Origin of the sequence: Paenibacillus sp. NPDC058367 (genome assembly GCF_042723305.1) — a bacterium.
In the GTDB taxonomy this organism is placed as follows: domain Bacteria; phylum Bacillota; class Bacilli; order Paenibacillales; family Paenibacillaceae; genus Paenibacillus_AQ.
In genome coordinates, this window is the sequence record NZ_JBHXIZ010000009.1 from 124,367 (window position 1) to 138,163 (window position 13,797).

The 13,797-nt window shown below is 43.8% G+C and carries 13 protein-coding genes; 11 read left to right on the plus strand and 2 right to left on the minus strand.

All coding sequences use genetic code 11. From position 1 onward, the window contains the following. The first annotated feature begins 100 nt into the window (after nt 1–100). Genes lpdA through ACFWMP_RS29485 form a run of 3 tightly spaced genes read left to right on the plus strand, consistent with a single transcriptional unit; the run spans nt 101 to nt 3,268 of the window. Entirely contained in the window at nt 101–1,495 is a 1,395-nt protein-coding gene (lpdA, locus tag ACFWMP_RS29475; protein ID WP_379425874.1) for a dihydrolipoyl dehydrogenase, read from the plus strand. Further along, entirely contained in the window at nt 1,492–2,124 is a 633-nt protein-coding gene (locus tag ACFWMP_RS29480) for a biotin/lipoyl-containing protein (RefSeq protein ID WP_340974118.1), read from the plus strand. Before lpdA ends, ACFWMP_RS29480 begins: the two co-directional genes overlap by 4 nt. Then, entirely contained in the window at nt 2,108–3,268 is a 1,161-nt protein-coding gene (locus ACFWMP_RS29485; RefSeq protein ID WP_379425876.1) for an ABC transporter permease, read from the plus strand. Before ACFWMP_RS29480 ends, ACFWMP_RS29485 begins: the two co-directional genes overlap by 17 nt. A gap of 1 nt (nt 3,269) precedes the next feature. On the opposite strand, the gene ACFWMP_RS29490 is transcribed toward ACFWMP_RS29485, so the two are convergent. Then, nucleotides 3,270–3,893, minus strand: coding sequence for an NAD(P)H-dependent oxidoreductase (locus ACFWMP_RS29490; RefSeq protein ID WP_339244873.1), 624 nt, complete (start codon nt 3,891–3,893; stop codon nt 3,270–3,272). A gap of 168 nt (nt 3,894–4,061) precedes the next feature. On the opposite strand from ACFWMP_RS29490, the gene ACFWMP_RS29495 reads away from it, so the two are divergent. Next, the gene (locus ACFWMP_RS29495; RefSeq protein ID WP_339244876.1) at nt 4,062–4,736 is read left to right on the plus strand and encodes a MarR family transcriptional regulator; all 675 of its coding nucleotides are present in this window, start codon (nt 4,062–4,064) and stop codon (nt 4,734–4,736) included. 2 nt (nt 4,737–4,738) lie between these two features. On the opposite strand, the gene ACFWMP_RS29500 is transcribed toward ACFWMP_RS29495, so the two are convergent. Then, complete coding sequence (locus tag ACFWMP_RS29500) at nt 4,739–5,677, minus strand: helix-turn-helix transcriptional regulator (protein WP_379425879.1); 939 nt, start codon at nt 5,675–5,677, stop codon at nt 4,739–4,741. A 96-nt stretch (nt 5,678–5,773) separates the two neighbouring features. On the opposite strand from ACFWMP_RS29500, the gene ACFWMP_RS29505 reads away from it, so the two are divergent. From ACFWMP_RS29505 to ACFWMP_RS29535, 7 genes are all read left to right on the plus strand, one after another. After that, a complete protein-coding gene (locus ACFWMP_RS29505) occupies nt 5,774–6,223 on the plus strand; it encodes a VOC family protein (RefSeq protein WP_379425881.1) in 450 nt (149 codons plus the stop codon). A gap of 198 nt (nt 6,224–6,421) precedes the next feature. Then, nucleotides 6,422–7,003: a TetR/AcrR family transcriptional regulator gene (locus ACFWMP_RS29510; RefSeq protein WP_042184917.1), complete on the plus strand. Its 582-nt coding sequence runs from the start codon at nt 6,422–6,424 to the stop codon at nt 7,001–7,003. A 37-nt stretch (nt 7,004–7,040) separates the two neighbouring features. Further along, nucleotides 7,041–8,351 carry a cytosine permease gene (locus tag ACFWMP_RS29515; RefSeq protein ID WP_076286137.1) on the plus strand — a complete coding sequence of 437 codons (1,311 nt, stop codon included), beginning with the start codon at nt 7,041–7,043 and terminating at the stop codon, nt 8,349–8,351. Nucleotides 8,352–8,355: 4 nt separating this feature from the next. Then, on the plus strand, nt 8,356–9,468 hold the full coding sequence (locus ACFWMP_RS29520; RefSeq protein WP_076300296.1) for an S-methyl thiohydantoin desulfurase family protein: 1,113 nt from the start codon (nt 8,356–8,358) through the stop codon (nt 9,466–9,468). Further along, nucleotides 9,468–11,048 carry a hydantoinase/oxoprolinase N-terminal domain-containing protein gene (locus tag ACFWMP_RS29525; protein WP_341127192.1) on the plus strand — a complete coding sequence of 527 codons (1,581 nt, stop codon included), beginning with the start codon at nt 9,468–9,470 and terminating at the stop codon, nt 11,046–11,048. Before ACFWMP_RS29520 ends, ACFWMP_RS29525 begins: the two co-directional genes overlap by 1 nt. Nucleotides 11,049–11,189: 141 nt before the next feature. Then, nucleotides 11,190–12,035 (plus strand): TolB family protein, encoded by an 846-nt coding sequence (locus ACFWMP_RS29530; protein WP_339268773.1) that lies wholly within the window; start codon nt 11,190–11,192, stop codon nt 12,033–12,035. A gap of 61 nt (nt 12,036–12,096) precedes the next feature. Then, nucleotides 12,097–13,794, plus strand: a complete 1,698-nt coding sequence (locus ACFWMP_RS29535; protein ID WP_379425885.1) for a hypothetical protein — start codon at nt 12,097–12,099, stop codon at nt 13,792–13,794. The last annotated feature ends 3 nt before the right edge of the window (nt 13,795–13,797 follow it).

A 13,797-nucleotide genomic window follows, 5' to 3' on the forward strand; every position in this document is an offset into this window, starting at 1 on the left:
TGAAAGGATAAACACGGTTGTTGACGGTTTTAAAATATGATGGTAATAATATATTACGATCATCATATTTTAAAATAGCAGGTACAGGAGGTATCAGGAGATGGGGAAACTTGAGTTCGTAGAAACGTTGGTCATTGGATCAGGTCCGGGTGGGTATGTGGCGGCGCTGCGATCTTCACAACTTGGAATGAGAACGGCGATTGTTGAACGCAATCAGCTAGGTGGGGTCTGCACTAATGTTGGGTGTATTCCCTCCAAAGCATTAATTGCTGAATCCCATCGTTACGAGTTGCTTAGACCGTTCAGCTCTGCGGATGCGGCAGTGTCATTTAAGAATGCTCAGGATTTCAAGCAAGGAATTGTGAATAAGCAGGCAGGTGGAGTTGGCTATTTATTAAAGACTGCAGGTGTGAGCATTTTGGAAGGGGAGGCCAGATTGGTCGATGAGCATACCGCTATTATCAGTCAGTCCGGACAAGAGCAAAGCATTTCTTTTAAAAATGCCATCTTAGCCACAGGATCACGTCCGATTGAGCTGCAAGCCTTTCCAGTTGGCGGACGTGTTTTGTCTTCGACAGAAGCTCTGTCGCTCCGTGAAGTTCCAACTAGCCTAGTAGTTATTGGCGGTGGATATATAGGCGTTGAGCTGGGGCAAATGTATGCCAAATTTGGAACAACGGTAACGATTCTAGAGGGAGGAGATCAAGTGCTGCCTGGATTTGAGGCGGAGCTTGTGAGCCCTGTTGGAAGGCAGTTGAAAGCTGATGGGATTAAGGTGATTACCGGAGCGACAGCTGTGAACGTAGTGCAGAGTGCAGACGCCATCACACTGCATTATTTGAAAAATCAGGAGCAGCTGCATGTGACAGCGGAATATGTGTTAGTCACTGTCGGCAGAAAACCAAATACAGATGGCAATTTAGGGCTGGACCGTATAGGTTTGCCAGTGACGAGCAGGGGGTTCCTTGAGACAGATGAACAGTGCAGAACGGCTATCTCGAATATTTTTGCAATTGGAGATATTACGTCGGGTCCTGCCCTTGCTCACAAGGCGTCCTATGAAGCCAAAATTGCGGCAGAAGCCATAGCAGGTCTTTCCTCCGAGGTTGATTATAGAGCCATTCCGCTTGTTGTTTTTTCTGATCCAGAGCTGGCCAGTGTTGGCTTAAGTGAAACAGAAGCAAAGGCAAAAGGCATCCCGCTGGTTATTGGCAAATCTTCTTTTGGGATTAACGGGAGAGCATTGGCCTTGAGGGAAACGGAAGGGTTCGTCAAAATTGTAGCGGACCCAACCTCGGGAATCGTTATTGGTGCCCAAATTGTTGGAGTAGAAGCATCTACACTGGTGTCGGAGCTTGCCCTTGCCATTGAGATGGGAGCAACTGTAGAGGACTTGGCGATGACCATTCACCCTCATCCCACATTGGGAGAAGTGATTATGGAGGCTGCCGAAAATGCGGCTAAAAAAATGGTAAGGGGAGAGAGTGGGAAATGAAGATAAAAGCAGGTTTATATATTGGAATTGCGATTGCGTTAATCGTTGGAGGTTCGCTACTTGCTATAAAAGGAAAGGATGCTGTCAGTCAAGCTGAGAGCAGGAAACAAGGGATTCTTGATGCAGAGCAAAAGACTATATTTTATCAGAACAGTCCAGGGTCAATTGTAGAGGTCAGTGTGGCTGTAGGTGATTCTATAAAACAGGGAGAGGTATTGTTCAAGGTTAAATCCGCTGAAGAAGGAGAAACAGATGTACTCGCGCCGGAGGACGGATCGGTCAACAGGATTGTTGTAAAGCCGGGAGATCAAATACAGCTAGGAATGCCAATGGCGGTTTTGCAAAAAAACAACTTTTATACAGACCTTTACATACAGGAGAGCGAAATCCAAAAGCTAAAGGTGAATCAAAGTATCGACGTTCATTTTCCGTATTTGAACCATCCAAGCGAGGTGACGGGTGTCGTTACTTCCATCGCAGCCGCCCCTCAATTTGCGAGCTTACGCATGTCACGTGAAAAAGGGCAAGCCGATTTAAGCATGTTTCTTGTCCGTATAGCTATGGATGCGAATGCTGATTTGCTTCCGGGGATGACAGCGGAGGTGAAGCTCGATGAAGTCACTGATTGATGAGTGGAAGTACGTGGCGGGCAGTAAGTATTTACGCCTGATTTTTATTGGTCCGCTTATCGCGGCTATATTTTTTGGCTTGATGTTCTCGAAGAATCAAATCAGCGAATCGCATGTTGTAGTCATTGATGAGGATCACAGCTCGTATTCACGACAGCTGATCTCTAAAATAAATGCTTCTCCATATATGAAAGTAACTAATGTGTATGCCAGCCCCTTAGATCCAGAAACATTATTGGCAAATGAGCAGGCTGTCGCGGTCATCACCCTTCCCAAAGCGTTAGGGCTGCATCAGCAGCAGGGGATATCAACGAATCTCGGCATCTTAATGGATAACACCATGCCATCAGGTCTAACCGGCATCCGAACTGCGATTCAGGAAGTCATCCAGACGGAAAATATGACTCTTTCTATGACCCGTCTCCTCCAAAAGGGGATGGATGCCGAAACCTCTAAAGGACTTGCTTCTCCGTTGTCCCTGCAGCAGCGGTTGTTGTTTAATCCGACCACAAGTTATGTGAGCTTTATGGTCATTGGATTTGTGAATATTGTGGTGCTGATGATTACAACAAGCGCAGCAGGTTCAATTGCCCCTCGCTTACGGCAGGAGGAGAAACTTTTTGCAAACGGGAAGTCTCCTTGGCAGATTTGGGTTCGTAGTGTACCTTACGCTGTTTTATCAACGATCTCGCTGCTCCTGTGTTATGGTTTGTTAAAGCAGGTGGGGGGAATGCGCTTTGAAGCAGAGCCTTATCTTTTTATTATTCCGCTGTTTGTGTATGCCTTTGCTCTGTCACTTATGGGCCTGTTGATTGGTTATACTGCCAAAGACGTATCCAAAGTTAATTTACGAACTAATTTCGTATTGTATCCGTCGTTTCTTGCCACTGGAATCCAATTGAGCCCATTAGCGTTTCCGGAGTTTTTTCAAATTTCCGCTTGGGCATTGCCGATGAACTGGCTTAATCGTCTTATACGCGGGATGGCTTTTCGGGATGTGGCGTTAACAGCCTACAGTCAGGAGCTGGGAGCACTGCTGATCATTATTGGTGTTGTATCCTTATTCATCGGATTGCTGGTGCTCAGGGAGGCGAACAAATCCGAGGTTCAGCTCTCGAAATCAGTCCCAGCTTCAGTAATCTAATCTACTCTAGTCGTGCAAAACGTTGTTCTGTTTTATTAAGATGCTTCACCCGTTCTTCTAAGCTGCGATCTGACATCCCGGCATAATTATACCAACGGAGGTTCTTCCGTATTCCCATTTTGCGGAAGGTTCCTCTGAACAGAATTTTGGTGATGGGGTTGCCAAAAATCCAGCGATAAAAGAAGTCGGGCGTGTTCATTACGGTCAGCAGTGACACTCCTTTAAGATTCGTGAGCAAGCATTTGAAGGGCCTTCCAGGTTTAATTTCCTCGTAGACAATACCTTTTGCGAATACCTTATCAAGAAAGCCTTTGGTGAGAGCGGGCATGGCCTCCCACCAAATGGGGAATAGGAAGACGATATGATCTGCTGCCATAAGCCGCTGCTGATAATTGGCGACTAGGGGGTCGGTGGTTTTCTTTTGTCGCCAAGCAGCAAGTTCTTCGCGCGACATGACTGGATCAAATCCATCGGCATGCAGATCGATAAGATCAATCGTATGGCCTTTAGTGTTAAGACCTCGCATTACGGAGGCTAATAAGGCTGCGGAATAGCTTCGCTGATGTGGGATATTCTCGGACGCTGATGCTCCATATGGATGATCAAAAATAATTAAGACATTCATATAAATACCTTCTCTTCTTTTTATTGTTTCCTAGAAATAAAATATTAACTATGGAAACAATAATACGTTTTAAGTTTCCTTGTTGTCAATATTATTTCTAGGAAACTTTATTTATGAGCTGTGTCTTGTTAAAATGAGCATAAGATGAATTTACGAGGAGACTTAACAGTGACGCATTCTTTCGAGAACTTACCTAATAAGGATATTATGATAAAAAAATTGATAGATATGATTCCCCAATTACAAAAGCGATTTCAATCGGAGGATGATGAAGAGAAGGCGTGGCTGATTCAGAACTGTAGTAATCCTCTTATCATTGATTTCCTCCAAGACTCCACAGTCATGATGCTGCATGTAATCGATGCAATTGGACAGCTTGAGCCGGTGAATGGCACTACCATTTCGAAGCATTTCGGAATTCCGAAAGGTAGCGTGTCCAAAATCACTAGAAAATTAGTTCTGCAGCAAATTATTCGCACGGAGTTTCTCCCCGATAATAAAAAAGAAGTGCTGTTTCTTACAACACCTCTTGGAAAAGAAATATTCGATTTGCATCAAGCACTACATAAGGAGATGAATAAAGGGATAAATCGGTTTCTACAGAGATATAACACAGATGAATTGTTATTTCTGAACCAAGCGTTCGAGGATACTTTAGAAGCATCATGGGTTCATCCGGAATCGGTTGCTGAAGAAGTACCATTAAATGCTGGAGAATCTCATGAGGCAATGGAAATCGATGAAATGAGTCAAATCGTAGATATGCTTAACCAACTTGATACACGCAATCTTAAGAAAGCTAAGGCCATTCTTCAAGATGTGTTTTTTACCACTTTTGAGTAGCTTTATAATTTCTGATAGTGGCTTAAGAGTTGCTCTAGCTTATCCTGAATCATTTGTTTCAAGCCTTCAGGCTTCACCGCTCTAACATATTGACCATAACGCATGAAATAATTAGCTAGAAATTCTTCTTCGCCTGGATTATAGAATCCTTTTATGACTGTTTTCGGGCCAGCTTCTATTTTCATAGAGGGGTAATGCTCTTTATAAAAAATATCTTTGGCTTGCTCCGCAATCTCAATTTCAAAGTGAATACTGTTCTCGGATTGATAAAATTCTAAGGAACGACTAAGAAGTTCTTCTATAGAATAGCGGGCTGAGCTTTCCTCTTCTTCAATGAAGGTTATTCGATCGCATCTAAACACTCTATATGTATTCGTATTTAACTCTATTCCAGTAGCATACCATTGACCAAACTTCGCGGAAATTCTGAAGAATTGTACAGGGTAGCTTTTTGTCTCGTTATTTTTTGTGTATTCAATGTTACAGGCACATTCATTTAGAATACTTGCCAGGATTTTATCTAAAAAACGACTGACATGCTTATGCTGATACATTTCGAATTGTAGAACCTTTTTCATTTTATGAATCTGGTTGATTTGTGTACTCGATAGACAGTGCTCGAACTTTTCGTTTAGCTTGTTAACACTTAAATGAAAAGGTGTAGATTGATAAGATTCTAGCGTCAGCATAGCAAAGTACAGTGCATAGACTTCATCTATCGTGAAAATAATAGGGGATAACAATCTATTTTTCAAAATACCATAACGTCCGTGTCTTCCATGTTCCGCGAAAATAGGCATACCCAATTGTTCTAATGAAGTAACATCACGTAGCGCTGTGCTTTTTGAAATATTGTATTTCTCCATAAGGTCACTTAGATTGAAAAACTCTCGCCCGTTTAAGTATCTCATCATGTCATTTAAGCGTTCTGATTTCTTCATATAAAAAGCTCCTTATTAAGGTGTCATGTTTTGATACCTTTATATATGATAATAAGTTTAAGATCACATATCAAATATACGAAGGAGATTTACACTATGAGTACAACATTAGAAGTAGCTATTTTCTTATCGATGAAGGGAAGAGCCAAGGAAGCTATAGAATTTTACAAAAAGCATTTTAATGCAGAGGAATTGTTACGTGTTACCTATCAACAACTAGCAGAACGTGACAGCTCCATACAGCTTACGGATGAAAATAAGAATTATATTACTCACTCTGTCCTGTTAATCGGAAAAACAAAAATAATGATAGCAGAAGATACAATGAATACGAATGAGAAATATACAGTGGGTAATAACACTTCATTATGTATTCAAAGTGCTGACTTAGAGGAAATTGAAGGTTTCTATAAAAGCTTAATCACGGATGAGCGCGTAAAAATTATTGCTCCTTTATCTAGTAATGTGTTTAGTAAAGCCTACGGTATCATTGAAGATCCCTTTGGTATTCAAATTCAACTCATGTTTGATGAAAGATTACATTAACCCAAGCACGTTTATGCATTTAAAGTTAACCCATTTCACCGCTCAGCTGATCATAATTCAGGAATTATCCTGACGTTGGTCGGCTTTTTTGCATGTATTGAGGTTTATTTTTTATGAAAACTATTGAATTATTATGCATAGAGATGTATAGTGTTTTTTAATTAACGTTAATTAAGTAAGTAAGGGATGTGGAATGTCTTGACCAAAAACAAGTTGAAAGAAGTAGCGATGCGACTATTCGGAGAGAAGGGTTACGAGGGTACGGCTCTCTCTGAAATTACGAAGGAAGTTGGCGTGAAGACTCCGGCGATCTATGCCTTTTTTGAGAATAAAGAGGATTTGTTTATGACGGTCTTTCGTGAGGCTATGCAGTCCTATAACACTTATATTCAAGAGCTGTCGGAAGAACAGAAAGTACTGAGTGCCCAGGAAAGTCTACGAGGCATATTGTCTAGACAGTATGAGTTCTATCAGAAGAGTCCTGAAGCAAGCAAAATTGTGCTGAGGTATGTGGTCTTCCCACCGGCATTCTTAAAGGAAACGATTGAGGAAGCATTCCTAGAGTCCGACGCGATGCTGACGAAGATCATTGAACAATTCATCTCAAAAGGGATGGAAGAGGGCGTAATTCGCGATCAATCCGTGCAGCTTCTCACAGATGCTTTTCTCAACTTGATGGATGGATTAAGCATGCAGTATTTCTATTACACTTCTAAAGGAATTTATGAGCGTAAGCTAAACCATGCGTTTGAAATGTATTGGAAGGGTGCGTCCTCATAGCGCTACAGAAGAAGATAACAACAAGGGGATGGGGAGAATGGCAGAAGTAAGTGAAGTAAAGGGGAACGAGCTTAGCTCGGGGGATTTTGAGAGAGAGCCGGTTCCAGCGCATTTGCGTAAAAAATGGCTATCTATGTCGCTCGTCTGGATCGCCATCGGGATTGACCTATCAGCGATGTTCTTGGGTGCTCAGCTTGGCAATGGAATGAATCTGACGGATTCACTCACAGCAACCATAATCGGTTCGTTAATCCTAGGGGTGATCGGAGCGTTATGTGCGTATGTAGGGGCGAAAACAGGGTTATCGACATCGATGATCTCTCGGTTTCTATTCGGAAATGTGGGTGCACGTGTCGTAGCGGTTATCCTCGGTATTTTCTCACTCGGTTGGTTTGGGGTGCAGGTCGGGTTCTTCGCTTCGAATATGCAGACTGCTTTTAGTCAATTATGGGATATTCATCTGTCCTTAGGGGTGCTTTCATTCATAGGTGGGCTTCTGATGATGTCGACAGCTATTTGGGGATATCAATCTATTGAACGACTAAGCACCTGGTCCGTACCATTGCTTATTTTGTTTATCGGAGTGGCTATTTATTCCGCGTTCCACACCAAAGGAGCTTCAGCCGTGTGGGAACCGATTAGCGGAGCAGCGATCCCGATGGGGACAGCGATCTCGCTTGTTATTGGTATCTTTATTGTCGGCACGGTGCTTTCACCGGATATCGCTCGTTGGGCGCGCACACCGAAGCATGCTATAACAGCGGCCTTTATCGGCTTTTTTGTGGGTAACAGCTTCATGACGATTGTAGCTATTTTCCTATCTCGAATTATGGACACAGATGATCTGACGAATATTTTCATTGCGCTAGGACTTGGTCTTCCAGCCATTATCGTCTTAACCCTTGCCCAATGGACGACAAACACGAACAATTTATATTCTGCTTCGCTAGGGTTCTCTGTTGTGTTCCAAAAGGTTCCGAAAAAGCTAATTACTATTGTGGCAGGTATCTTTGCTACGTTGCTTGCCGTACTTGGCATCTATGATAAGTTTTTATCTTTCCTAAATATTATTACGGTGTTTGTCTCTCCAATCGGGGGAATCTACACGTCCGAATTTTTGCTTGTAGATCGAAAGAAATTCACTTTTGAAGGTCTGGATCGCAATAAGAACTGGGTGATTCGCTCCTTAGCGGTGTGGGTTGCAGCTACGTTGTTCGCTTTTATGACAACCGCAGCGCCAGATGGATTTGGATGGTTCCAAATCACGAGCGTACCGGCATTAGATGCGTTTATGTTCGCCTTTATCGTGCAGTGGATTGTCGGCAAAATCATGACAAAGAAGGGATAACAACATGAGAAATCACAAACTAACAGAATTAAATGAACAAGCGGTGCAATACATTGCTGTTGGTGCAGCCGTTCTTGGAACAGGCGGGGGCGGTGACCCGCATATTGGTAAATTGATGGCGATGGAAGCCATTCGCAAATATGGTCCTGTTCGTTTATTAAGTCCTGAGGATCTGGAGGACGATGCATTGGTTGTTCCTATATCCATGATTGGCGCACCTACGGTTATGAATGAGAAGATTCCTTCGATTCAGCAAATGATCAAGCCTTTGGATATGATTGAGAAAGAGCTTGGACGCAAGGTGAGCGCCATTATGCCGATTGAGGTCGGTGGCGGTAACTCTCTGGTTCCCGTAATTACGGCTGCGGAACGCAATATTCCTATCGTAGATGCGGATGCCATGGGACGGGCTTTTCCAGAATCGCAAATGGTGACGTTCTACTTGGACGGTATTGACTGCAGTCCGATTACGATGGCAGATGAACGCGGCAACGGTGTGCTTATGCATGCGATCGACGGTGTTTGGGAAGAGCGGATGGCGCGTGCGGTTACGATTCAAATGGGCGGATCAGCTTCGATTTGTGATTATCCGGTAACTGGAGCGCAGGTAAAGCAAAGTGCAATCCCACATACCTTGACGCTTGCGTATGAGATCGGAAAAACATTGTTCGAGTCCAAGGAATTGAAGCAGAATCCAATTGAAATGCTGCTGAAGCAGCTGAATGGATATGCGTTGTTCCAGGGTAAGGCAGTAGACATTCGCCGTCGTACAGAAGGCGGATTTACACGCGGTGAAGCGATCTTCGAAGGTACAGATGCTAAAAAGGGACGTACGATGACTTTGTTCTTCCAGAATGAGTTCCTTCTTGCCACAGAAGATGGACATTCAATTGCTATTACTCCTGACCTGATCTCTGTGCTTGACCAGGATACAGGTATGCCAATCACGACTGAGAATTTGAAATACGGTGCCCGGGTGAGTGTGGTTGGTTTCCCTTGTGATCCGAAATGGCGTTCACCAAAGGGCCTCGAGACGGTAGGTCCACAATATTTTGGCTATGATGCACCTTATGTTCCAATTGAACAATTGGCAGCAGAGAAAGGGGGAGCAGAGTAATGTCTCATACGAATGTAGACAACATGGAAGAAATATATCGCATTGGGATTGATGTCGGCGGGACAAATACAGATGCAGCCTTGCTCGACTCCAAGTTAAACACCATTCATACGATAAAAGTGCATACCACACGTGATGTAAATGAAGGCATTACTGAATCCATCCGTCGTTTGTTAGCAGAGAGTAGTGTGAATCCGGCGCAGATTCGTTATGCAATGCTCGGAACTACGCACTGTACGAATGCTATTGTAGAGCGCAAGCACTTGGGGAAAGTCGGCTTGATTCGAATCGGGGCACCGGCAACAACTGCGGTTCCTCCACTTGCGGATTGGGACGATACACTTAAGGCAACGGTTTGCCCACATGCTTATGTTGTTCATGGTGGATATGAGTATGATGGCCGCACGATTGTTGAAATGGATGAAGAAGAGATTCTAGACTGCTTTTTGAAAATGAAGGGTGAAGTCGAAGCGGTTGCGATCTGTGGTGTGTTCTCCCCAGTGAATACCTCGCAGGAGAAACGTGTCGAAGAACTTGCGAAGCAAGTACTTGGCGCAGATATGCCTGTGACGTTGTCTCATGAGATTGGAAGTATTGGATTGCTCGAGCGTGAGAACGCGTCGTTGCTGAACGGCGCATTACTTAACGTTATTGCTGGAGTCGTAAAGGGCTTCGAAGAGGCGCTTCACACTTATGGAATTGACGCGAGCCTATACATCTGTCAGAACGATGGAACACTGATGTACAGTGAATATGCGCTTCGTTACCCGATTCTGACGATTGCTTGCGGTCCGACGAATTCCATTCGGGGTGCGGCACACTTGTCAGGTCTGAATGATGCACTTGTTGTTGATATTGGTGGCACCACGACAGATATCGGCGTCTTGATGCAAGGCTTCCCGCGTCAATCATCCGCTGCGGTTGAGATTGGCGGCATTCGCACGAACTTCCGCATGCCGGATATCTTATCGATCGGGATCGGCGGCGGTACAATCGTTCGCTTAGATGAAACGCAGGATCAGGTAACAGTGGGTCCGGATAGCGTGGGGTACGAGCTATTGAAGCGCGGCCTCATCTTTGGTGGTGATACGCTCACAGCAACCGATGTGGCGGTGAAGCTTAATCGATACGAGTGGAAAGATGCGCAGACAGAGGTACTTGATGAATCGATCTGCAAGAGAGCAGATGAGATCATTACGCGGGATATCGAGGAAGCGATTGATCGGATGAAGACAAGCTCAGATCCTGTTGACGTCATTTTGGTCGGTGGCGGAAGTATTCTTGTGGCAGACAAGCTTGAAGGTGTATCACGGATTGTGAGACCGGATCACTATGATGCTGCGAATGCGATTGGCGCTGCGTTAGGTGAGGTGAGCGGGGAGACAGAGCGCATTTATTCCCTGGACGAAATGTCTTATGATGAAGCTAAGGAAGATGCCCGCAGCCATGCAATAGAGCAAGCTGTTCTAGCCGGTGCAGATCGCAATACCGTTCAGATCGTATTGTCTGAGGATATTCCGATTGCATACTTGCCGGGCAATGCCTTGCTGGTAAAAGTAAAAGCGGCTGGACGTTTATAAGATGAGTATGGATCTGCCTTGAGGAGTGAACTCTTCGAGGCGGATCTTTTTTCTTATACAATAGTATGACCAGAAGAAAGGGGATTAAGAATAGCTGTCGAAGTGGGTTATGTACATATTTTAACGATGGGAGAGAGGACAATGAAAGTGATTAGCACATTAGAAATCGTAGATGTACATACTGGGGAACGTACTGCGCTCCGCTCATTTGATTATTTAATCGAGGCACCCAATTGGACTAGCGATGGTAAGCATCTTATTTATAATAGTCGAGGTTGTCTCTATTCGTTCGACATCGCAACCTGTGAGCTTGTTCAAATTGACTCGGGATTTGCTGCGGAATGTAATAACGATCATGTTCTGTCTTTTGACAACACTAAAATCGCAATTAGTCACCATACGAAAGAAGATGGTAAATCTCGTATATATATTCTTCCCATGGAGGGTGGCGAACCGGTTCTAGTTACACCGAATGCTCCAAGCTATTTACATGGTTGGTCTCCAAACGGTGCTGAGTTAGCTTACTGTGCAGAGCGCAATGGTCAGTATGATATTTATACCATTCCAGTAGACGGGGGAGTAGAGGTACAACTGACGGATTCGCCTGGGCTGGATGATGGGCCTGAATATTCACCAGATGGTGGACATATATGGTTCAACTCGGTGCGTACAGGGCTGATGCAGATATGGCGAATGAATGCCGATGGCACTGAGCAAACACAGATGACTTTTGATGAGAGTAATAACTGGTTCCCGCATGTATCGCCAGATGGTCAGACGATAGCCTACCTGAGTTACCGCAAAGGAGATGTAGATCCTGGCGATCACCCTGCGAATAAGGATGTTGAGATTCGATTGATGGCAAGCACGGGAGGAGATTATCGCACACTAGTACAATTGTTTGGAGGACAAGGTACGATTAACGTGAATTCGTGGTCTCCGGATAGTAAGCGCTTGGCGTTTGTAAGTTATGTGGTGGAGGAATAGGAATAAAATACCGATAAAAATTATAGTATTTTTATTTATATATAAATGGGGGAAAAGTTGGATGAAGAGGATTTTTAGTGTTTTGCTAATTGTATTACTGGTTATACCAGCACTAGGCACTACAACCTTTGCGAGCAGTACGGTGAAGGCTAAGGTAACCGAGAGCAGTACATATTTTGACGGAGAACAAAGGGACCTGAACGGATTCAATATCTCGAACAACAATTATTTCTGGCTGCGCGATGTAGCGGAGTATTTCTCGGGAACAGCCAGTCAATTTGATATCACTTGGAATAAAGCAAACAATGCGATAGAGATCATAACCGGGCAAGCCTATACTCCCGAAAAGAAAGCTAGCAGCAACTACTATAGTCGCAATAGAAATTATTCAGCTACGCTGTCGACCTCTAAAGTGCTAGTGAACGGACAGCTACAGTCGATTACGGCGTACAATATTGACGAGAATAACTATGTTCAGTTGCGAGATTTGGCGGGGAAAATTCCATTCGATATCGAATATGACGTTCAGTCTGATCGCATATCCTTGTTCTCAAAAGTTCCAGATCATGCTTACCGGGTAAAGACGGCGGTGAAAACCGAAAGTAACGCTGTATCTTCTTATTTTCCCAGATGGAAAAGTACGGCCACTTCCTATCTCGTGAATAATAATGACGGGACTGAAAGTGTCCTTGAGGCGAATAAGGAAGTTACGATTGAATCATATAATGAGAAGTTTGAACTAACTGGAAATAAGAGTATCCCTTTTGAGCTTCCGATATTTGGTGGTTTCTATAGTGGGGAGAAGTATAACTATATTGCTTTTGGACAAGAGAATCGCGAAGAGAATGATAGCAAAGAAGTGATTCGTATTGTCCGTTATGATAAAAGCTTTAATAGAGTAGATAGTGTCTCCATTAAGGGTGGCGAGAGTTATACGGTTAGCCCTTTTGATTCTGGCTCTGGTAGTATGGCCGAGGCTGGTGATACGCTTGTATTCCACACTTCACGTACAAGATACACGACAGAAGATAAACTAAATCATCAATCGCAGCTGACCATTATCGTGAATACCCAAACAATGACCGTGACGAATGATCTGGGAAGATTCCAGAAGAATCATGTCAGCCACTCTTTTGATCAATATGTATTGTTTGATGGTGCTACGCATGTTCTAGTGGATCATGGTGATGCCTATCCTCGTTCGATTGTGCTGAATAAAGGAAATGGAACCAGCTATAACGAGGTAGACCTGTTTAATATTCCCGGCAAAATCGGAGCGAACACCACAGGCGTTTCTATAGGCGGATTTGAGATGTCTTCGGCGAACTATATTGTCGCTATGAATACGATTGACCATTCGCTTGTCAAAGAATATACGTCTTATGAGATGGTGGGACTGGAGAAGGATCAGAGAGATATCGTTCTTAGTGTTCTACCAAAAGCCAACCTGTCTAGCACAGCAGTGAACCACATCACCTTGGCTAAATATGTTGGTACGAACCAGATCGCTTCCATTCCTAAACTAGTAAAAATCACAGACGACAAAATGATGGTGCTGTGGCAGGAGTTTGATAAAGAGAATCATCCGGGTGACCTGAAATATGTTCTTATAAATGGAGAGGGTGCAACCACTGGCGGTATCCAAACGATTAAGAACTTTGTACTATCAGAAAGCAGCCCTATTGTTAGCGGCGACAAAATTGTATGGTATACCAACAACAACGGATCCAGACTGTTTTATTCGATCCCATTAAGTTAACAG

Excerpts from the sequence above, each read along its gene's own strand:
- lpdA (WP_379425874.1), top strand. The coding sequence starts at position 101 with ATGGGGAAACTTGAGTTCGTAGAAACGTTGGTCATTGGATCAGGTCCG.
- ACFWMP_RS29480 (WP_340974118.1), top strand. The coding sequence starts at position 1,492 with ATGAAGATAAAAGCAGGTTTATATATTGGAATTGCGATTGCGTTAATC.
- ACFWMP_RS29485 (WP_379425876.1), top strand. The coding sequence starts at position 2,108 with ATGAAGTCACTGATTGATGAGTGGAAGTACGTGGCGGGCAGTAAGTAT.
- ACFWMP_RS29490 (WP_339244873.1), bottom strand. The coding sequence starts at position 3,893 with ATGAATGTCTTAATTATTTTTGATCATCCATATGGAGCATCAGCGTCC.
- ACFWMP_RS29500 (WP_379425879.1), bottom strand. The coding sequence starts at position 5,677 with ATGAAGAAATCAGAACGCTTAAATGACATGATGAGATACTTAAACGGG.
- ACFWMP_RS29505 (WP_379425881.1), top strand. The coding sequence starts at position 5,774 with ATGAGTACAACATTAGAAGTAGCTATTTTCTTATCGATGAAGGGAAGA.
- ACFWMP_RS29515 (WP_076286137.1), top strand. The coding sequence starts at position 7,041 with ATGGCAGAAGTAAGTGAAGTAAAGGGGAACGAGCTTAGCTCGGGGGAT.
- ACFWMP_RS29520 (WP_076300296.1), top strand. The coding sequence starts at position 8,356 with ATGAGAAATCACAAACTAACAGAATTAAATGAACAAGCGGTGCAATAC.
- ACFWMP_RS29525 (WP_341127192.1), top strand. The coding sequence starts at position 9,468 with ATGTCTCATACGAATGTAGACAACATGGAAGAAATATATCGCATTGGG.
- ACFWMP_RS29530 (WP_339268773.1), top strand. The coding sequence starts at position 11,190 with ATGAAAGTGATTAGCACATTAGAAATCGTAGATGTACATACTGGGGAA.
- ACFWMP_RS29535 (WP_379425885.1), top strand. The coding sequence starts at position 12,097 with ATGAAGAGGATTTTTAGTGTTTTGCTAATTGTATTACTGGTTATACCA.